General features: G+C 60.6%; 17 protein-coding genes and 3 pseudogenes. 9 read left to right on the forward strand and 11 right to left on the reverse strand.

Translation table 11 applies throughout. The features are described from left to right. Window positions 1-45 precede the first annotated feature (45 nt). Window positions 46-499, reverse strand: a pseudogene (panD, locus tag M727_RS37835) (aspartate 1-decarboxylase). 95 nt (window positions 500-594) lie between these two features. Between panD and M727_RS41865 the strand changes: the two are divergent. Further along, entirely contained in the window at window positions 595-771 is a 177-nt protein-coding gene (locus M727_RS41865; RefSeq protein WP_156941662.1) for a hypothetical protein, read from the forward strand. 118 nt (window positions 772-889) lie between these two features. Here the strand turns inward: M727_RS41865 and nadC are convergent, their stop codons facing one another. From nadC to M727_RS0128485, 4 genes are all read right to left on the reverse strand, one after another. Then, window positions 890-1771, reverse strand: a complete 882-nt coding sequence (nadC, locus tag M727_RS0128470; RefSeq protein ID WP_027155473.1) for a carboxylating nicotinate-nucleotide diphosphorylase — start codon at window positions 1769-1771, stop codon at window positions 890-892. Between the two features lies 1 nt (window position 1772). Further along, window positions 1773-3314 carry an L-aspartate oxidase gene (locus M727_RS0128475; protein WP_027155474.1) on the reverse strand — a complete coding sequence of 514 codons (1542 nt, stop codon included), beginning with the start codon at window positions 3312-3314 and terminating at the stop codon, window positions 1773-1775. Further along, window positions 3311-4285, reverse strand: a complete 975-nt coding sequence (gene nadA, locus M727_RS0128480) for a quinolinate synthase NadA (protein ID WP_027155475.1) — start codon at window positions 4283-4285, stop codon at window positions 3311-3313. Before nadA ends, M727_RS0128475 begins: the two co-directional genes overlap by 4 nt. Before the next feature lie 64 nt (window positions 4286-4349). Continuing rightward, window positions 4350-5315, reverse strand: a complete 966-nt coding sequence (locus tag M727_RS0128485; RefSeq protein WP_027155476.1) for a membrane protein — start codon at window positions 5313-5315, stop codon at window positions 4350-4352. 391 nt (window positions 5316-5706) lie between these two features. Between M727_RS0128485 and M727_RS0128495 the strand changes: the two genes are divergently transcribed. Further along, on the forward strand, window positions 5707-5919 hold the full coding sequence (locus tag M727_RS0128495) for a cold-shock protein (RefSeq protein WP_027155477.1): 213 nt from the start codon (window positions 5707-5709) through the stop codon (window positions 5917-5919). Between the two features lie 118 nt (window positions 5920-6037). On the opposite strand, the gene M727_RS0128500 is transcribed toward M727_RS0128495, so the two are convergent. Then, window positions 6038-6499: a MucR family transcriptional regulator gene (locus tag M727_RS0128500; protein ID WP_027155478.1), complete on the reverse strand. Its 462-nt coding sequence runs from the start codon at window positions 6497-6499 to the stop codon at window positions 6038-6040. 350 nt (window positions 6500-6849) lie between these two features. Between M727_RS0128500 and M727_RS37840 the strand changes: the two are divergent. Both M727_RS37840 and M727_RS0128515 read left to right on the forward strand, forming a co-directional pair. Next, window positions 6850-8436, forward strand: a pseudogene (locus tag M727_RS37840) (MFS transporter). Window positions 8437-8953: 517 nt separating this feature from the next. Then, the gene (locus M727_RS0128515; protein ID WP_027155479.1) at window positions 8954-9235 is read left to right on the forward strand and encodes a hypothetical protein; all 282 of its coding nucleotides are present in this window, start codon (window positions 8954-8956) and stop codon (window positions 9233-9235) included. A 19-nt stretch (window positions 9236-9254) separates the two neighbouring features. Here M727_RS0128515 and M727_RS41870 read toward each other — a convergent pair whose 3' ends face one another. The 4 genes and pseudogenes from M727_RS41870 to hemA form a co-directional block, all read right to left on the reverse strand. Further along, complete coding sequence (locus M727_RS41870) at window positions 9255-9485, reverse strand: hypothetical protein (RefSeq protein ID WP_156941663.1); 231 nt, start codon at window positions 9483-9485, stop codon at window positions 9255-9257. 184 nt (window positions 9486-9669) lie between these two features. After that, complete coding sequence (locus M727_RS0128525; RefSeq protein WP_027155480.1) at window positions 9670-10905, reverse strand: acetyl-CoA carboxylase biotin carboxylase subunit family protein; 1236 nt, start codon at window positions 10903-10905, stop codon at window positions 9670-9672. A gap of 525 nt (window positions 10906-11430) precedes the next feature. Next, window positions 11431-11753, reverse strand: a pseudogene (locus tag M727_RS40705) (transposase); the annotation flags it as partial. Between the two features lie 275 nt (window positions 11754-12028). Continuing rightward, a complete protein-coding gene (hemA, locus tag M727_RS0128540) occupies window positions 12029-13240 on the reverse strand; it encodes a 5-aminolevulinate synthase (RefSeq protein ID WP_027155482.1) in 1212 nt (403 codons plus the stop codon). 636 nt (window positions 13241-13876) lie between these two features. On the opposite strand from hemA, the gene M727_RS0128545 reads away from it, so the two are divergent. Next, complete coding sequence (locus M727_RS0128545; RefSeq protein WP_245269034.1) at window positions 13877-14536, forward strand: FCD domain-containing protein; 660 nt, start codon at window positions 13877-13879, stop codon at window positions 14534-14536. A 12-nt stretch (window positions 14537-14548) separates the two neighbouring features. Here the strand turns inward: M727_RS0128545 and M727_RS0128550 are convergent, their stop codons facing one another. Then, window positions 14549-15301 (reverse strand): SDR family oxidoreductase, encoded by a 753-nt coding sequence (locus M727_RS0128550; RefSeq protein ID WP_027155484.1) that lies wholly within the window; start codon window positions 15299-15301, stop codon window positions 14549-14551. Window positions 15302-15739: 438 nt separating this feature from the next. On the opposite strand from M727_RS0128550, the gene torT reads away from it, so the two are divergent. From torT to M727_RS0128575, 4 genes are all read left to right on the forward strand, one after another. Next, window positions 15740-16810, forward strand: a complete 1071-nt coding sequence (gene torT, locus M727_RS0128560) for a TMAO reductase system periplasmic protein TorT (RefSeq protein ID WP_084646941.1) — start codon at window positions 15740-15742, stop codon at window positions 16808-16810. An 86-nt stretch (window positions 16811-16896) separates the two neighbouring features. Beyond that, window positions 16897-18381 (forward strand): sugar ABC transporter ATP-binding protein, encoded by a 1485-nt coding sequence (locus M727_RS0128565; RefSeq protein ID WP_245269035.1) that lies wholly within the window; start codon window positions 16897-16899, stop codon window positions 18379-18381. Beyond that, entirely contained in the window at window positions 18378-19352 is a 975-nt protein-coding gene (locus tag M727_RS0128570; RefSeq protein ID WP_027155487.1) for an ABC transporter permease, read from the forward strand. Before M727_RS0128565 ends, M727_RS0128570 begins: the two co-directional genes overlap by 4 nt. Further along, on the forward strand, window positions 19345-20334 hold the full coding sequence (locus tag M727_RS0128575; RefSeq protein WP_036263782.1) for an ABC transporter permease: 990 nt from the start codon (window positions 19345-19347) through the stop codon (window positions 20332-20334). The genes M727_RS0128570 and M727_RS0128575 overlap by 8 nt, the downstream gene beginning before the upstream one ends. The last annotated feature ends 1 nt before the right edge of the window (window position 20335 follow it).

A 20335-nucleotide genomic window follows, 5' to 3' on the forward strand; every position in this document is an offset into this window, starting at 1 on the left:
GTCCCGTTCAGCGGAGAAGTCCTTGGCCTCGGCCGGCCTGATCCGTCATGACCTGCCCACCAGCGCTGGTACGGGCAGGGCATTGCTGGCCTCGTCGAGGATGGAAAAGCTGTAGCCTTCGTCGCCGTTGCGTCTGACCGAAAAGGTCAGTCGATCAACGAGGCGATTGTCCTTGTCAAAGGTCAGCACGCGCGGGTTAAGCGCGGTCAACTCTGTCTCCTGGATATAAACTGAGTTGCAGATGATGACTTGATCGCCAGCCTGGCAGGTGCGCGCCGCAGCCCCGTTGAGGATGCAGCAGCGCGATCCGCGCTCACCGAGGATCACATAGGTCGAGATCCGTGCGCCCGAATTCTTGTTCCAGATCTCGACGAATTCCATCGGCAGGATGCCTGCTTCCTCGCAATGGTCAGGGTCGAAGTGTGTTTGAGCCATGGTAGTCCAGGTTGGCTTCGGAGACGTATATGCCGTGGAGCTTGCCGGCGACGAGTTTGCGCATGCGTTTTCTCCAGAACGACTTGCAGTCCTGGTCCACGCGTCTCGCGCTCCTTGGTCGTCTCGGCGCCTATCGCAGGGTCTCTTGGCCTTGAGCGGATGAACGCTCGCGTCACAGGATTCCGTGAAGGCGACATCCAGAAGATAGCCGATAAGCTCCAGCCCGTGAGAGGCCGCCAACTGGCGCATCTCGTCCAGCCGGCAGATGATGAGGCCAAGAGCTTCGACGCGACCTTCTGTTCCTTGCTGGCCGCTCGCACCCGCCTCGGCCGTTGAAACGCGTCGCCTGGCAGCGAGCAGGCTTGCGTCGGCAGTCGGTGGAACTGCGGGGGTATTGGCGCAGGTTGGTCTGCGGCCAAAGGAGTTCCTGCGATCCCGATCCATGACCTCTTCCTCAGTTCAGATGCCTGCTGCAATTCCGGTCGGCTGGCATGTCGAGGCCGATGTCGAGGATGGGAGCGCTGTGGGTGAGCCAGCCGACCGAAATGAGGTCGACGCCGGTCGCCGCAATTGCCGCAGCGCTGGCCCGCGTTATCCGACCGGAGGCTTCAGTCACAGCGCGGCCGCCGACCATCGCCACAGCCTGGGAAAGCTCCTCGACCGACATGTTGTCGAGGAGGACGGCGTCGACGCTCGCCTGGAGCGCCATCTCGAGCTGTTCCAGCGTGTCGACCTCGACCTCGATCTTGACCATGTGGCCAACGGCGCCGCGCGCCCGCTCGATTGCAGTGCGGATATCGCCGGCAATGGCGATGTGGTTGTCCTTGATGAGCACGGCGTCGTCGAGCGCGAAGCGGTGATTGGCGCCGCCGCCGGCGCGCACGGCGTATTTCTCCAGCGCACGCAGGCCCGGCGTCGTCTTTCGCGTGCACACGATCTTTGCGTTATGGCCGCGCACCGCGGTTACGAGCGAGGCCGTGGCCGTTGCGATGCCGCTCAGCTTGCAAAGAAAATTGAGCGCTGTCCGCTCGGCCGTCAGCAGGCTGCGCGCCGGCCCGTTTACGATGGCGATGGTTTCGCCGACTGACACTTTGCCACCCTCGGGACACCGCAACTGCATGCTGATCCCGGGATCGATCAGCAGAAAGGCAAACATGACCAGATCGAGCCCGGCAACAACGCCAGCCTGCCGGGCATTCAACGCAAACGTCGTCTTGCAATCGGCAGGGATGATCGCATCGCTCGTTAAGTCGCCGGCTCTGCCCAGATCTTCCAGAAGGGCATTGCGGACAATCGGCTCCATGATGATCTGCGGAAGCGGTGCAAGGGAAGTCATATCAACAGCTCCGTTCGGATGCGTGCCAGTTGAGCGCGACGGCATTCTCAAAGCCTGTGCACAGCGTCAGTCGCGAGGGAAGGGCGTTCGCATGGCGCCCGGGAAAATCGGATCGGTAATGGGATCCGCGGCTTTCCTCGCGCCGCAATGCCGCGATCGCGATCAACAGCGCAACCAGCGCCGGGTCGGCCGCCGCCGTCTCGCTGACGGCGATCGGCAGCAAGTTAGCGACCGCTTCGCGCATCGCCTTGCCATTGCGGACAATGCCAAGCGCATTGGAGGCGCGTTCGCGTATAGACGAAGGGTCGGGTCCCAGTGGAACGATTGCGGGTAGCCTGGGCCACTGCCAGCCCGCGCAAGTGCCGGCGACGCTTTTAGCAACCCAGGCAGCTGTCACAACCGCTTCGGCCAGCGAGTTGCTGGCGAGCCGGTTGGCGCCATGCAGTCCGGTGCATGCGACTTCGCCGCATGCCCACAGGCCGGAGACGGAACTGCGCCCTTCCGAGTCAACCGCCACGCCGCCCATGTGATAGTGAGCCGCAGGACGCACCGGGATCGGCTCCATGGCCGGATCGATGCCGGCCTGCTTGCAAGCCGCATCGATCGCCGGGAAACGTTTTGCGAATTTTAGGCCGAGGCATTGCCGGGCGTCGAGATACACACGATGCCCGCAGGCGAGTTGATCGGAGATCGCCCGCGCCACCACATCGCGCGATGCGAGCTCGGCGCCGGGCGTGTCGGCAAGGAAGCGATGGCCATGCTCATCCACCAGCACCGCGCCTTCGCCGCGCACCGCTTCACTGACAAGCGGCATCGGCCGGCGCGAAGTATCGAGTGCGGTCGGGTGAAACTGCACGAATTCGAGATCGGCGAGCTCCGCGCCGGCGCAGGCGGCGAGTGCCAGGCCGTGCCCGTTGGAGGAAAGCGGGTTCGTTGTGTCGTGAAAGAGGCCGCCGATACCGCCCGTCGCCAGAACCACGCGCCGCGTGGGCAATGCGAGGACTCCTGTGTGTAGGACCCCCAAAAGTCCGACAATGCTGCCCTCCGCGACGACGAGGCGATGGGCTGTCATGCCTTCCATGATCGTGATCGAACGCGTCCGCCGCGCCACGGCCAGCAGCGCCCGGAACAGCTCGCGGCCAGTGGCGTCGCCCGCGGCGTGCACGATTCTGCGTCGCGAATGGGCCGCCTCCAGGCCAAGCCGCAGCTTCCCGTCCAATGCGCGGTCGAAGGGAGCACCTAGACGAATGAGGCGGTCGATGGCTGAGGGTAGGGCCTCGACAACCCGCCTGGCCACCGCTTCGTCGCAAAGACCATCGCCGGCGGCAAGCGTATCGGCGAGGTGCAGCTCGGGACTGTCGTCCTCCCCGAGGCTGGCTGCGACCCCGCCCTGAGCGAGCGTGCTCGAGGCATCCGTTCCAAGTGGCGTGCTGGAGAGAAGGATGACCGGCTGCGGCGCCAGATGAAGCGCCGTCATCAGGCCGGCGAGGCCCGCGCCGATGATGACAGGCGCCCCGCGAATGTCATGGATGTCCGGCGTCATACGAAGAGCATGCGCTCGACGGCCCAGCGGCCCCGCTCAGCGACACGCGGATCGATCGTGACGATGTGACGGTTTTCCTCGAGCGCGGTCCGGATCTTGGCGAGCGTGATGCGCTTCATGTGCGGGCAGAGATTGCATGGGCGCACGAAATCCACGTCCGGATGCTCGACCGCGACGTTGTCGCTCATCGAGCATTCCGTCATCAACACCACACGCGCCGGTTTATGCCGCCCGACATAGTCGGACATGGCCGCCGTCGAGCCGGCGAAATCGGCTTCGGCAACGACCTCCGGCGGACATTCGGGATGCGCAAGCACGATGACGCCCGGATGCGCGTCCCGCAGTTCGCGAATGTCGGCCCCCGTGAAGCGTTCATGTACTTCGCAGCGTCCCTTCCAGGCTATAATCTCGACCTTTGTCTGCGCTGCGATGTTCTTTGCCAGATATTCGTCGGGCAGCATGATCACGCGCGGCGCGCCGAGCGATTTCACCACTGCGAGCGCATTGCCGGAGGTGCAGCAGATGTCGGACTCTGCCTTCACGGCCGCGGACGTGTTGACGTAGGTGATGACCGGAACACCGGGATAGCGCTGCCGCATCAGGCGCACGTCCTCGGCCGTGATCGAGTCGGCCAGAGAACAGCCGGCGGCAAGATCTGGAATGAGCACGGTCTTGCCGGGATTGAGAAGCTTGGCGGTTTCCGCCATGAAATGCACGCCAGCGAGCACGATCACTTCAGCCTCGACCGTCATGGCCTCGCGGGCGAGCGCCAGGCTGTCGCCGACGATGTCGGCCACGCAATGGAAGATTTCTGGGGTCTGGTAGTTGTGCGCCAGGATGACGGCGTTGCGCTCGCGCTTCAGCGCCAGGATGGCGTCGATGTCATCGGCAAACGCCGGCCATTCGATCGACGGGATCACCCGCCGGACGCGCTCATAAAGCGACGCGGCCGTAGGTAACGCGCCAATCATCCGCGCCTCCGCTTATATTCCGAGTGACAATAAGCGGTTTATATCTACGGTGACTATAACGCTGTCAAGCCCGCGTCAGTGGCAATTTTGTCCCAGCAACAGCCCTGTCGTCGAGGACGTCGCGGCGGAAGCGATAGAGCTTTGCCGGCCGGCCGCCCGTATCGAGGGACGTCTCGCCGGTCTCCTCGACCAGCTCCTGCTGCTCGACAAGCCTGCGGAAGTTCGGCTTGTTGATGAGCCTGCCAGCAAGGGCCTCGACGGTTCGCTGCAGCTGGAGCAGCGTGAAGGTCGGCCGCATGAGCTCGAACACCACCGGCCGGTATTTGATCTTGGAGCGCAGCCGCGCGATCCCTGTCGCCAAGATACGGCGATGGTCGGCGACCATCGCCTTGCCCGACACGACCGCCGGGAGAGTTGTTTCCGGCCCGCCACCGGCCTCTTCGACCAGCGCGGCCTCATAGAGCAGCTCGTAGCGCTGGAGAGTGAGGTCTTCGTTCCAGGCACGGCCGTCGAAGGCGAAGGCAATCGCGGCGCGTTGTCGGCGTTCGCGCCGCGCGGCAGCGTTGCTGGCGCCCTTCGCCCAGGCAATCAGGCGCGGCCGCAAGACATTCAGCGCCTCCGGCGTGCCGGATCGATGGTCTTCCAAGGGAAAATACTCATACCAGCTTTTCCAGTGGGACTTGCCCGGCACCGCCATAGCTTCCTGCCGGGTCAGCGCGAGATAGCTGATGGAGATGTTGCGCTGCTCGCGCGCGGCGCTGATCCGGTCGCGGTCGGCGAACGTATAGAGCTGCTCGATGTAGCCCAGCGGGTGGCCTGTTTGTTGTTCGACCCAGCCCCTCAGCCCCGACTGCAGCGAACGGTGACTGAGCTCGAACGGACCGGAGGGCAGCGCATCCCGCTGCCCGACGGTGAGCACGCACGGCTCTCGGTCGGTCACGGCAGCGACCACCGCGATCAAGTCCACATTGATGTCGCGGCCCTTCCGGGAGGCGCTGCTCTTTTTGGTTTGTGTTGCCTGGTCGTGCATGTTCTGGGGCGTGGCCGCGCGCCACGCTATTAAACCGATTGAATGAAGGTGGACTATGCTGGGCCGCGCGTCAACCGCGTACCCGTAGGGTCCTTTTTGTTCTTCGCACTTGCACAAATCTATGCCAAACGCGACACCCGCGGTGGCTAACGCCAGAAAAGGAGGGAGATCGAGAGCTCATAGAGCGCGATCACGAAGGCCAAGGCTCTGTCGCTCGCAGACATCCTCGCGCGCAAACTCCCGTTTGGGCGCATCCGAACGCGGCAATCGATTTTCCACGATCGGGGGGTCTTGCGATTTCTTGATTTTGCTGCGCCTATCTCCCGGTCTCAACGTTAACCGGGTTGGCGATAAGCCAACCTCCGCTGCAATCGTTGCAAAGGAAAAATGAATGGCGACAGGAACTGTGAAGTGGTTCAACAGCACGAAGGGCTTCGGGTTCATCCAACCCGATGGGGGTGGCCCGGACGTTTTTGTCCACATTTCCGCTGTGGAGCGTGCGGGTCTTTCGACGCTCGCTGACGGCCAAAAGGTCAATTACGAGATCGAGCAGGACCGCCGCACCGGGAAATCCTCAGCCGGCAATCTCAGCAAAGTAAGCTGACTGCCTCTTGCGCATGCGTAGGAGCAACCGACGGCGAGCCTGTACGTCTTAAAACCGGACCGTTCGGAGCGAAAGGCGGGGTTCTCCCGGCCTTTCGGTCAGCGCGCCCGAACAACGCTCAAGCCGCGCCGTTTTTGCCGGCCCTCTTTGCAGGTACAGCCTGTTCGGTCTGACCAGGCTTTCTACCGAGGCCCATGGTCTTGGCTAAAGCAGAGCGCGCCGCGGCATAATTCGGGGCTACCATCGGATAGTCTGCCGGCAGGCCCCACTTGGCGCGGTATTCGTCGGGCGCAAGGCCATAGTGGGTCGCGAGATGCCGCTTCAGCGACTTGAACTTTTTTCCGTCCTCCAGGCTGATGATGTAGTCGGGCGTGACCGACTTCCTGATGGGAACGGCAGGCCGGCGGGCTTCAGGCTTCGCGAGGGGGCCGCCGATCGTGCCCTTCAGCGCGGCATGCACTTGGTCGATCAGGGCCGGAAGCTCGCCCACGGGGACTGGATTGTTCGAAACGTAGGCAGATACGACGTCGGCGGTAAGCTCGATGAGGGCGTCGGTATTGTCCTCGGCTTCTTCTGTCACGCAATGCTCCTGATTTGATGGCTTCTGCGAAGTTCAGCTTGATTAATGAAGGCAGCCACAGAACGCAACGAAAGTTGCGTCAGATCTCCCCTCAACACCGTCTTCTCAAAGCGCGGCGCGAGCCATAGGCGCATGAAATGGTACATCGCCACCGCTCAAACCTTCCAGCAGAACCGATCGATTGGGCCGCTGAGGCGCTTTGGCTATGGATGGCCAGGTCTTTCCAGCAGAACGGTTTCGTTTTGGCTTTGAAACAGCCATCGAAAATTACTTGGGCTCGGCACCTATAATGCCCTGATCCTGCCACTCTCCATAGGCAAGTGCGCCAAAGGAGAAATCTCCAGCTTGATCTGTCCACGAAAAGAGAGGCTCGGCCCAATGACGCGGCTTCGGTTTCGTCGGCGACGTTTGCACCGCTGGAGAACCCCACCTTTCGTGCGATCTGGCTTGCCGCACAGGTGTCCAGCCTGGGCTGGCTGATGCAGACCGTTGCGATCAGCTGGCTGATGGCAACCATTTCGACTTCGGACGTAATGGTCGCCTTGGTGCAGACCTCCACGACGTTGCCCGTATTCATCCTTTCGATCTTCGCCGGGGCGATTGCGGACAATTTCAGCCGCCGCAATGTCATGGCGCTCGGCTGTGCGTGATAGTGTCCTCGTCGATCATGCTGACTGCTCTTGTCGGACTGGGGGTTTACAATCCCGTGGATGATCCTCGCCTTCAGCTGCCTGGCCGGATGTGGCGCTGCCTTCACTGATCCGGCCTGGCACGCCTCGGTTGGCGACATCCTGCGAAAGCGCGAAGTTCCGGCCGCGGTCACGCTGATCTCGGTCGGCTACAACGCCATGCGAAGCATCGGTCCGGCGCTCGGCGGCGTCGTTGTCGCCTCGTTCGGACCACTGACGGCTTTCGCCGTGGCGACGCTGACCTATTTCGCGATGCTGTGGGCTATTGGCCTCTGCAAATGGAGCGGTCGCTCTTCGCCTCTTCCCCGTGAGCCAATGGGCACGGCCATTCATGACGGAGCGCGCTTCACGGCGCTGTCGGGAGAGATCAAGGCGGCAATCGCGCGGGGAACCCTATTTGGGCTGACGAGCATCTCGATCCTAGCGCTGCTCCCCCTGGTCGCCCGTGATCAGCTGGGAGGAGGCCCGATTGCTTATGGCACCCTGATGGCCGGATTTGGCGCCGGCGCCTTGTGCGCCGGCATTTCCAACAACGCGCTGAGACGGTCGCTGTCGCAGGAGCGGCTGACAACACTGGCATGCATCGCCTGCGCCGCCTGCTGCTTGGCTCTTGCTTCCACGTCTTCGCTGGTCGTGGCGGCTATTGCCTTGACGCTGGGCGGCGCAGGCTGGGTCGTCACCTGGACGGGGCTAGACGTCAGCGTGCAATTGTCGAGCCCACGCTGGGTCGTTGGTCGCACGCTCTCGATCTACTCTGCCCTTTCCTCGGGCGGCATTGCGGCCGGCAGCTGGCTATGGCGCGTGGTGGCCGAGAACTATCGTCAATGGAAAGACTCCGACCAGGATTCTCTTGGCTTCGAAACGCCACACCTCGCCCTCGACCTGAAATCGAGAAGCGGCCCGATCGTCGTCAAGATCGAATACTCAATACCTGAGCCGAACGTCGAAGCTTTCCTGGACCCCATGCGGGAACGACGCCGGGTGCAAAGCCGGGTCGGCGCTCGGCACTGGAACCTTCAGCGCGATCTGCAGGAGCCGTTGCATTGGACAGAGACATTCCGCACGCCGACCTGGATGGACTACCTTCGCCTGAACCATCGCCTCACAGGGGCGGACAAGGAGCTGGACCAGCGCCTCCTCGAATTGCATGTGGGAGAGCTTCCACCTCGCACCAAGCTTGCCATTGAGCGGCCGACCGAGGTGACCCGTAGGCGGGATCAGTCGGCAAGCTTCTTTTTCCGACGATGAACTCATCAAAGGGTCGGCTGTCCCTGCCCTGACGGATGGCGGGGCATCTCGCTTGCGGAGCTCTATTTTTGCGATCGCTGACTGCTCAAAGTGAACGCCTTTACAATGACGGTATAAGCCGCCGTGAAGTTCGAGGGAGATCGAGCGCGGCTCGCCGATCACTGCCGGCAGCTCTACTGATGCAGCGAAGATTAGCTTAGACCTTGTTGACATAAATAGGATGCTTACGCGGAGGTCATCGCAAGTTAAGGAGGGTGGTTTCTAAATTGAATCTCTCTCGCTTTGGCTATCTCGCTCGGCGGCAAGCCGAGCAAAGATGCCCGCAGGCGAATTTCCCGACTGATGCGAGCTTCGAGTTCGGCAGTTGGGGATCGCCACTGAGCCCTTTGCATCACTGCATCGGGGTCGCAGAAGCTCCCACGTCACCTTGGCAGAACGAGCCTGGACGCTGCCAGCCTCATCTTCGCCATCCTCGCAAAATATGCGGCACCATGGCTTGCGATAGGAGTGCCTTTTGATGATCAGAATTCTTGCGGCGGTAGGTGCCCTAACGCTGGTCGGCTCGCTCGCTATTCCGGCAGCGGCACAAGAGACGTTCCGTGGCTACGAGTGTACTGATGATTGCTCCGGACATGAGGCCGGCTACGATTGGGCGGCAAGGAACGACATTACTGACGAACGCGATTGCGATGGAGACAGCCAATCTTTCAACGAAGGCTGCCAGGCGTACGTCGACGAGCAGGATGCAGCTGGGAACCGACCGGACGATGAAAACGATGACGGAGACAACGACGAATAAGTATTCGGGTCGCGGCTAATCAGGCCACTTCTTGGTAGGGAAGCCCGGTCTTGATGTCGATCACCGACCAGGTTCCGTCGGGGCCGCTCTCTATATCGAAACGTTCAGTCACCATCGAGCCAGCATACACGGCTGATGACGTCGGCCAACCCTCGGGGATGGTGCCAAAGGCGCAATCAGCTTCATCATGCCCGATGATCTTACCAGAATGCCCTTCTGGCTCAGGGCGGACGCAGCAGATCGCAGGCAAGTAATTTGAGGTTCGCGTGAAGAGCAGCGGAAATGTATTGTAGACGCAATATATCGTCTGGGCCTAGCGGTGCACGGCAAATGAGGAGAGACGAATGTTAGGGCCTCGCGGCGGCACTTCCATTCTCTCGCACCACTCTTTGCCACGTGGTGGTCCTTGCCGATATAGCATAGGGATAGACATGTTATTCACCAACGGCCGGAAAAGGGGTGATCGACCAATCGATCAAGTCGACGGCGCGCTGAAGGGCACCCTCCGTTTCAGCAAGGCTAGGTGAAGTGACAATGACATGTCCGATCCAATCTCGGAAATCGCCCTTCCTGACGATCGGCGTCTTGGGTTCAACATTCAATTTGACCTCGGCGACACCTGGTATAGCAGCCGCTTGAGTGTCGCCACCGATCCAGTCGAGGATGCCATCTTGATCGGGAAGTAGGAACCGCGCGGCCGCAGTGTGCGAATGCCTTTTGCGCAGGTTCCATTCCTCGCCAATGACAAGCTTGATGTGCTCGATGACGAGATCGAGACCGTAAGCCAATTGAACCAGTTGAGGATCGGGCATGCCACCTAGGCGCGGATTGACTTCAATGACGACCGGGCCACGCATCGTCCACCGGAGTTCAATGTTCGTTGGCCCCCAGCCAAGGCCGAGAGCTCGCAAACAGCTCAGCGAAACGTCGGCCAGGCGCTTCTGCTCGTCATCCGTCAGCAGGGCGGGATAAGTGCATTCGCGAATGACGAAATGCGGGAGGGGACCAAAGTCATTGGTGCAAATCCCAACGACCTCATTTCCCATTATATTAGTGCTATAGAACGGGCCTTGTGCGAATTCTTCGACGAGTATTCTCGGCGTAGTCCGCCATATATGCTTTCCGCCCAACAGATAGGTCATATGTTCGGCCAACTCATCGAGCTTTCGGCACAATCGGACACCGCAGCTGCCGCTGCCCGCGGCTGGCTTAACAATCACCGGCAGGCCGATCTCCGCAGCCGAGCTTTCTACCTCGGCCGCATTCGTGGCCAACCGATAGGCAGGTATTGGAACGCCGGCCTGCGCGAGGAGCTGACGTTGAGTGAATTTGTCGCCGCATCGTTCAATCGATTTAGGATTCGGTCCCGGGAGATCGAAATGTTGGCAGAGCTTGCCAACTGTCGCATAGACCGACTCGTGGTCCCCTGCAAAGCCAGTAATGCCAGCAATGTCGTAGGTCGCACGCAGCCGGGAACATTCGCGGATCAACGCCTCGAAATTGTCAGTATCGACACGGATTGCCTCAATTCCTTCTGTCGCAAGATAGGCGTACCGAGCTGGATCGGCTGACAGAGTAATTGGATGAAGACCAAGACGCTGAGCTGCTTGGACGTATAGCAGACCAATACCCCTATGGCCTTCAACCAAGATGAGTGCTCTTCTTACCATTTTCTGTTACTTCCGATGTTGCGTGCTGTGCGGCGGTCCGAGCGCAATCGGGATCGACTTTTTCGGCCGTGCCTGACCTCAGACTTGCGGTGAACGTACCATTGTCAACGACTGGCGGTCGTAAAGACCTTGTAAATTGATTTGAAGGATCTGTTGCAACGCTTTGGTTACCGGCGGTGTCGCAGGAGGGCCTCATTGCACATCGGAGGGGTGCCCCCTTTCAAGGGAGCTGTGATCTTGCGGGCCTACAATCAAAGCCAGCTAGCGTCTTAGGCTTTTTTGCTTGCCCGTGAGCTTGCGCTCCGCGCCCGGGGCACGGCTCTTATGAGCGCTGCCTCCAGACCCATCTCTTTTGATTGCCAGGTTCCGGGTGAATCAAAAGATAAATCCACTACTTGACGGGCAGCCCCCAACTGGGCCCCCCCGAAAAGCATGGCCAGTACCTTGCCTTCATGTGGGCCTATAGCCAATCAACGGTCGAGCGTCGGCTGAACGAGACATGCAGCACTACTTCGGTGTCACCGATTTCCGCAGATCGGATTTCATGTTCTGCTGCACCGATTTCGGCACTTTGTCGAAGATATTGACGAGCTTGTCCTGCCAGAATCGCTGGTGACGGGTTGCAGGAAAGACCTCCTCGAGGGCTTTCCAGAAGCCGAGCGCGCCGTCGCCCACAGCGATCTCCGGGGCGATGGAAAGTCCGCGCGCCTTCAGGCCGACTAGCAACTCGCGCAAGCTCTGGGTGCTCTCACGCACACCACAAGGAAGCCGATCAGCTCCTTCCGGCCTTCCGGCATCGCGCCAATGACGACCAGCACGCAGGCCGCATCGTCCTCCATGCGTGCCTGCGTCATCACCCAGCTGCCGCCACAGTTCATCAACAGCCTGCCCACTCTTCAACCCGCCCAATCCTCTGTGCAGAGGTACGTCTAGCGGATATCAGCTCTTTAATGGCCTACGATCCAACATCTCATCGACGGGATGGACGCCGCCGTCGCCGTAGCCGTAGCATTGCGTGTGCGCTCCCGGGTTTATTCTTCAAAATGCGCTCAACCACTGGGGTCTGTCCGGCTGGCACCGTCAGGACTGAGGCCGCGCCGCCTATCGTCCGCTGCTTTACGACTCAAGCAACCTTGGCAAGATTGTCCCGCAGGAGAACCTGGCTGAGCGCATCGACAAACGTACGAATATCTGTCGTGCTATGGGCGGGCGTAACCGTCACCCTAAAGCGTTCGGTTCCCGCCGGAACACTCGGCGCTAGAATTGGCTGAAGGTATATCCCGTGCTGATCCAAAAGCTGACGGGAGGCTTCCTTGCAACGGGATGGATCACCGATCAGCAGGGGAACGATGTGGCTTTCAGTCGGCATGACCGGGATGCCCGCCTGTTTCAGCAATCCCATTAAAAGGTTTGTTTGGCGACGTAGAGCAATTCGTTCAGAATCTGAGCCGCGAAGATGGCGGAGCGCAGCCAGCGCACCCGCCGCCACCGCTGGCGCAAGCGCCGTGGTGAAAATGAAACCAGTCGAGAAGCTTCGTATGCTATCAACAATGGAAGCCGGTCCGGTCACATAGCCGCCCATCGAGCCGAACGCTTTACCAAGCGTCCCTTCGATGATGGTTGGACGACTCATGATGCCACGTTCCGCGGCAATACCGGCGCCTTCCGGACCGTACAACCCCGACGCGTGAACTTCATCCAGAAACGTCATTGCGCCAAATTCGTCCGCCGCGTCACAGATATCTTTGATCGGCGAGATGTCACCATCCATTGAATACACTGATTCAAAAACAACGATCTTGGGTCTTGCAGGGTCTACACTGCCCAGAAGTTCCCTCAGATGCACAACATTATTATGCCGGAAGACGCGCTTTTCCGCCCGGCTGTTGCGGCATCCACTGATAATCGAGGCATGGTTGTGCGCGTCGGAAAATATAACTGTGTTCGGCATCAACGATGCTAATGTACTCAATGATGAATCGTTCGAGCTGAAGCCGGAAACAAAAATCAATCCTGCTTCCTTATCGTGAAAATCCGCAAGCTCCCGCTCGAGCAGGACATGATAATGATTGGTGCCACCAATGTTGCGGGATCCACCCGATCCTGCGCCGTTGGCATCGATGGCGCGCTTCATCGCCGACAGCACTTTGGGGTGCTGCCCCATGCCAAGATAATCGTTAGTGCACCAAATGGTAACCTCTTTTCGGCCGTCAGGCCCATTGAGCCAGGCCTTAGGGAAGTTGCCAGACTGACGCTCCAGATCGGCAAATTCACGATAGTCGCCGCAGCCTTTGAGTTGTTCGATACGTTCGGCGAAATATTGCACATAGTCCATGTCAATCTCCGGTTGGGGAACCGTTTTTTCCGGCGCACACGTGCGTGCACGCCGCCAACGCCCGTCGCATCCTCAACAAGCACCAGCAAATTGGTTTTCGGTTAACCCGCTTGCCCGGGTTGGAGCCGCTGTAGTAGTCGAAAATAAGCTCTAAAATCGAGTAATTAAAAGTTAAAAGTTGTTAAATTGCCCGTCAAAGAGAATGAAATTTTAACAGATTGCAGAGTGCCGCAATGCTCCTTTAGTACACCCATCATCTCCACATCATCTCATACAAACGCTCGACGGCATGGCTCCGCTCCTACCCCGCCTCTGTTGTCCATCTGATTGCCAGGACCCTCCCGGTTACTTGACGTTCATATTCCTGCAACAATCATTTCACGATCGGCAATAAAAGCGTTACTCGTTTTACAATACGTTATTATAAAATTGACTTGGAGCGCGCGCACTAAAAACTATATTTGGCCCCCAATGATATCTTATAATTGTTGTCATTTTGTGAAATGCGTGTACTTCAACCCCCGCCCGCCTGATCGGACAGCGTGACGATTTCGACATTGGGGGCGCTTTCTTCAGCCGTTGTTTGAACCCCGGCCCCGGACAGAGACGAGGAGAATTCCGATGGGCGTTTTGGAGATGCAGCCCGGTGAGGTGGGTAGCCTCTCCGCCCGGATTTACAACAAGGTGCGGGAAGGCTTGATCATCGGCAATTTCGCACCGGGCGATCGCCTCCTCATGCAGGATATTGCAGAGCAGCTCGGAACCAGCATTACGCCGGTGCGTGAAGCTTGTCTGCGGCTCGTCAGCGAGCAGGCGCTCGAATTGCGCTCTGGCAGGTTCGTTGCGGTGCCGGACCTCAGCCGCGCCCGCTACATCCAGATCAAGCTGATCCGCACGGCGCTTGAAGGGCTGGCGACAGAACACGCTGTCGACCATGTCACCCCCGCCGATCTCGAACAGCTTGAGAGCTTCCGCGTCTCATTCGTAAAAAGCGAAAAGGCCGGCAATCTCGAGGAAACGCGATCCTCCAATCGCGCTTTTCACTTCGGCGTCTACCGCCTGTCGCGTATGCCGATGTTGATCGGACAGATCGAAAGCATGTGGGCCTCGATGGGTCCAATCCTCAACGTCTACTACCGGGAAATTCCGCGTGGTTATACCGGCGCGGATGAACATGACCATCTCATCGAGGCATTGAGGGCTGGCAACAAAAAGAAGGCTCGCGAGGCGATCGAGAACGACATCAAGCGGGGCTCGCCGATTCTGCGCTATTTCGAGGAGCGCGGCTCCCACTGAGCTGAACGCCCTCTAAGCACCATCGACCTGTGCGACACGCGGCGTACGCAGGCCGGCCGTTTCCCCGCCGTCTACAGTCACCACCGTGCCGTTGACGTAGGTCGATTGATCCGAAAGCAACCAAGCGACGACATCCGCGACCTCTTCAGGGGCACCGAAGCGGTTGGCAGGGATTCGCAGTTCGAGCTGCTTCTTGCGCAGTGGATTGCTTATGATCCCGCCCATCATGCGCGTTTCGATCTGGCCGGGGCAGACAGCGTTGAAGCGGACCTCCTCGCCGAATTCCAGCGCGAGCGCCTGCGTAAGGCCGATGACCGCAGCCTTCGAGGCGCAGTAGGCGGCGAGCCCTTCTTCGCCCGTCTTTCCGGCAATGCTGGCGATATTGACGACTGAACCCCTCCCGTGCCGCAAGCCTTCGAGCGCATGGCGGATGAAGAAAAAGGCGCTGCGTGCATTGACAGCCAGGACCTCATCCCAATCGTCCTGTGTGGCGGAGGCGAAGGCAATGCGCTTCGACATGCCGGCGTTGTTCACGAGGCCCGCGAGCCGACCGTCGCCAAGTTCAAGCGCGCGGTCGATGACACTGCGGCAATGGTCTTCACGTATGACGTCACCGGTGACGAACGTGACGCCGTGATTGGCGCGTTCGAGCATCGCGCCCGCTTCTGCATCTCGGCCGGTGGCCACCACTCTGGAACCGGCAGACGCAAGTTTCTCCACGCAGGCCCGCCCTATCCCGTGCGTGGCACCTGTTACGATGATCATTCCAATTCACTCCATTACGCATTTGCGACCGCTCGGTTTTCGGCGGCTCGCTTCTGGGCCAATGCACCACATCAAACGGAAACGATGATTAGCAACGTGGACGACGGTCCTCAAGCGCCGCGCCGTCGACAGAACCGCTAGTTTTCTCCGGCCTCGTCTACGGCGTCGTGATGCCGGCCGGCAGCGGCGAAATCGGGATTGAAGACCCCCGACCGGGCTGAAAACAGCATCAGCTAATGAAAGCCCTATTGACTTATAACTTATAAGTAGTAGTCTGGCGCCGTGAATGAGCAATAGCGCGGACGGACCGGAAGGCGCCCGCGCCTAGACGGTGACTTCGACGCATCAGCAAATCTTCTGCTCCCAAGGCAGACTGGGGGAGCCGGCGAAATCGCCGGCTCCCGGACCCGGGGAACCACATAGAAAAAGGGGAATTACATGACCAAAAAACGCGCTTTCCAATCCGTCCTCGCTGCGGCTTTCCTGTCGGGTGTAGCCGTCCTGCCCAATGCCGCCCAGGCCAAGGACTGGTGGCCCTTTAAGATCAACGCGGCCAAGGGCGGCGATCTGAAGAAAGTGGAGACCATAGACTACGTCCCGCTGGAGAAGGCGGAGAAGCCCTGGAACCTGTGCGTTTTGTTTCCGCATCTCAAGGACAGCTACTGGGTCTCGGTCGACTATGGCATAGTGGAAGAAGCAAAGCGCCTTGGTGTCAAGGTGACGGTGTTGCAGGCCGGGGGCTACGACGCGCTGCCCAAGCAGCTGTCGCAATATGATGACTGCGTGGCGTCTGGCGCTCAGGGCATCCTCGTCGCCGCCATCTCGGAGGCAGGTCTTGCCGCCAAGCTGAAGGAAGGCACAGCCAAGGGCCTGGTCCAGATCGCTGTCGCCAACCCCATTCTCGAAACCCCGATCACCGCGCGCATCACCCCCGACACCTACCAGAAGGGTTTCCAGGAAGGTGAATACCTCAAGAAGTACCTCGGCGATAAAAAGACCACCGCAATCGGCCTGCCGGGCCCGCAGGGTTCGGGTTGGGCGGAGAGCTACATGGCGGGCTTCCGCGACAGCACCAAAACCGGAAACATCAAGCTCGCGGCCGAGCTCTATGGTGAGCCCGGGGTTCCGCAGAGCCTACGCCTCGTCGAGGATGCCCTGCAGACCTATCCCGACCTCAACGTCATCTGGGGTGGGGCCGCGGCTGCGGAGGCCGCCGTCAGCGCCGTCGCCGACGCCGGCCGTGACGATGTCGTCATCATGTCGTCCTATGAGAACCAGACGATGATGAAGCTGGTGAAGGAAGGCAAGGTGCTTGGCTTCGCCGCCGAATATCCGGTAATGATGGGGCGCATCAGTGTAGACCTCGCGGTGCGTGCCTTGGAAAAGAAGGACTATGAGAAGGTTCTGCTGGTCGCACCGGGCATTGTGACCAAGGACAACATCGACAAGATCGACCCGACACAGATTTTCGCGCCCGATGGGTGGAAGCCTGAATTTTCGGTACAATAGTCGCATCTTCAATGGGCGGCGGGCCTCAGCCGGCCGCCCTTTTTGCTTCGATGTCGGTGGTGTCAACGATGCTTGAACTTACGGGAATGACCAAGCGTTTCGGGGGCGTGGTCGCGCTTGATGGCGTTGATTTCACGCTGCTGAGCGGGGAGGTCCATGCCCTTCTCGGCGAAAACGGCGCCGGCAAGTCGACGCTTATCAATCTGATAGCGGGAACCTACGGTTGGACCGAGGGCTCGTGCCGTATCGACGGCGAAGCTATTCCCGCGCTTACCCCTCAGAAATCGCGCGATGCCGGGGTCGCGGCGGTGTTCCAGGAATTCAGTCTCGTCCCGGACCTCACGGTCGAGGAGAACCTGTTTCTCGGACGCGAGTTGAAAGGAAGGCTTTTCCTGAACCGCCGCGCGATGCGCGCCCGCGCGGAGGAACGCTTCTGCGAAATAGGCTTTCACGTACAGCTGGACAGCAAGATCGAAACGCTGACCCGTGCGCAGAAGCAGATGGTCGAGATTGCCAAGGGCATGCTCTCGAACGCGAAGATTCTCATCCTCGACGAACCGACCGCGTCGCTTACCGACGGCGAAGCGGAAAAACTCTTCGCCGCTATCGCCGGCCTCAAGGCGCGTGGCGTTGGCATCATCTATGTCTCGCATCGCATGGCGGAGATAAGGCGGCTGGCGGACCGCGTCACGGTTTTGCGAGGAGGGCGCAAGATCGGCACCCTGGCCATCGCCGCGGCCTCCGATGCGGAGCTCATCGAGATGATGGTCGGCCAGCCGGTGGAAAAACTGTACCCCTCAATCAGCCAAAGCCCCGCCGAGATCGTGCTGGCGACTAGAAGACTGAATGTGTCCAGCACCGTAGTCGATGCCTCCATTACGGTCAGGGCTGGAGAAATCGTCGGGCTGGCCGGCCTGGTTGGCTGCGGCCGCAGCGAACTTTGCCGGGCCGTGTTCGGCCTGGAGCGGGTGACGTCCGGTGAGATCGAACTTCATGGCGCGGCGGTTCGAGCACCCGCGCCGCACAGCATGTTGCGTGCCGGACTATGTTATTATCCGGCCGATCGCGGCGCCGAAGGATTGGCCCTCAGCCGCCCGGGCCGCGAGAACGTGACCATGGCCGCCCTGGATGATCCGAGACTGTCCCACGGCGGACTGCTCAAGTCCTGGCGTGAGCGCCGGGCGATAGCCGCGCCGTTGAAGACACTGGGTCTGCGACCGATGGCGCCCGAACGCGCGGCGTCGTCCTTTTCAGGCGGTAACCAGCAGAAACTTGTGCTGGCGCGGGGTCTGATGCGGCCGGTCACGGTTCATATTTTCGACGAACCCACGGTTGGTATCGACGTCGGCGCAAAAAGCGAGGTCTACCGGCTTATGAAAAGCCTGGTGGAGAAAGGCGCGGCGATTCTGCTGTCATCGTCCGAACTGCCTGAGCTCGTTCACCTGGCCAACCGCGTCTATGTCATGCGCGAAGGGCGCATAGTCGCCGAACTCAAAGCCGACGGCATCACCGAGGCCACCGTGCTACGACACTATTTCGACGCCGATAGCGTCGCCATGGAGGCGGCATGAGCACCGACGCGCTGCGGCGACGCTTTCTGGAAACGGGCGGGATCGTCATCCTGCTTCTGGTCGCGGTCGCAGCGGCGGCCGCGATCATCGAACCGCGTTTCCTGAACCGCCTCAATATCCTCAACGTCCTGCGCAATTTTTCCTTCCTGGCGGTTCCAGCGATCGGCCAGATGATCGTCATGACAACGGGCGGCTTCGATCTTTCAGTCGGCGCCACCATGGCGTTGGCGTCCGTGGTCACGGCTGCGGCGATGGCCGCGATGCCGGAGGCGCAAGGGGTCCAACTGCTGGTGCCGGTTGCGCTGGCTTTGGCCACTGGCGCCTGTGTTGGCCTGATAAACGGCGCGCTGGTGGCGCGCCTCGCCCTGTCACCTTTCATGGTGACATTGGCGTCGTTGTCGATCGTCGCCGGGATTACGCTCTACTACACGCAGGGCATCCCGATATACGGCGTTTCCGACGCCTTCGTCGACGCCATCGGGCGCGGGCGGGTGCTTGGGCTGCCACCGGTCTTGCTGCTCGCGATAGCGGTGATTGTCATCGCCATCATTCTGCAGCGCCGGACCGCGCTCGGGCGCCATTTCTACGCTGTCGGCGGCAACGCCGTCGCCGCCCGGCTGTCGGGAGTGCGCACCCACCGTGTACTGATAACCGCCTATGTGCTGTCCGGTCTCCTGGCGGCGCTCACCGGCGTCCTGATCACCGCCCGCATCGGCTCCGGCCAGTCCACGATCGGCGGTACGCTGGGACTGGAGACGATCGCCGCGGCGGTGATCGGCGGCGTTTCACTGCGCGGCGGTTCCGGCCGTGCCGAGAACGTCGCAATGGCGGCGCTATGTTTGGCGATCATCGCCAATGCGATGAACCTCACGCAGATCGACAGCAAATTCCAGACGCTGGTGCTGGGTAGCGTGCTCATCGGCGCGCTGGCTTTCGACCGTATCGTTCAGGGGAGGCGGGCCAATGTCTGATCGACCAGACATCGCGGCTCCGGTCGTGCTTGACCGCGCACGCCCGGATATCCGACAGCTTGCCACGCAGGCCAGGCTGCCGGCCGTCATAGTCCTGGCTCTGCTGGTTCTCGGTCTGATCGATCCGCGCATTGTCTCGAGCGGCAATCTCTGGAATCTGGCGATCCAGACCAGCTATCTAGCGCTCTTCGCCATGGCGCAGACCATGGTGCTGCTGACGCGGGGCTTCGACCTGTCGCTTGGTTTTACCGTCTCGCTCGTCAGCGTCATATCGGCGATGGTGATGACCGGAACCGGGGATATGCCGATCCTGTGGGGAATCGCCGCCGGCCTCGGCGTGGGCCTGCTGATCGGCGGGCTGAACGGCTTCCTGATCGCTGGTATCGGCATCAATCCACTGGTGACGACGCTCGGCATGGCAAACATAGTCATGGCGCTGGCATCTACCGTCAGCGACGGCTTTCCCGTGCCGGGCATTCCCGAGGCCTTCACGGACGCCCTGGCGGAGGGACGGCTGATCGGCGTCCCGGTGCCCATCGTGTTCGCCGCGCTGTGTTTCTCGCTGCTGTTCCTGGTCCTGCGCTTCACTGTGTTCGGCCGCGGCCTGTACCTGATCGGCGCTAACCCTCGCGCGGCGACGGCGGCGGGCGTTCGGACCGGACGCGTGGTTGCGATCGACTATGTGGTCTGCTCGCTGCTGGCCGCGATCGGCGCCATGCTGCTCACCGCGCGCACGGGATCGGGAGAGCCCAATCTCGGCGGCAACCTGACACTGGAATCGATAGCGGCGGCCGTGGTTGGTGGCGTGCGCCTCACCGGCGGAGAAGGAGGCGTCACCGCCGCTCTGCTCGGTGCTCTGTTCATCACAGTCATTTCCAACGCCATGAATCTCATGCAGGTCGACGGCTATTTGCAGCAGGTTCTTTTGGGCCTGATCATTCTGGCAAGCCTGATACTCGGCCGCGATCACAAGAAACGCTAAC

The organism is Mesorhizobium sp. WSM2561 (assembly GCF_000513915.1).
Classification (GTDB): Bacteria; Pseudomonadota; Alphaproteobacteria; order Rhizobiales; family Rhizobiaceae; genus Mesorhizobium; species Mesorhizobium muleiense.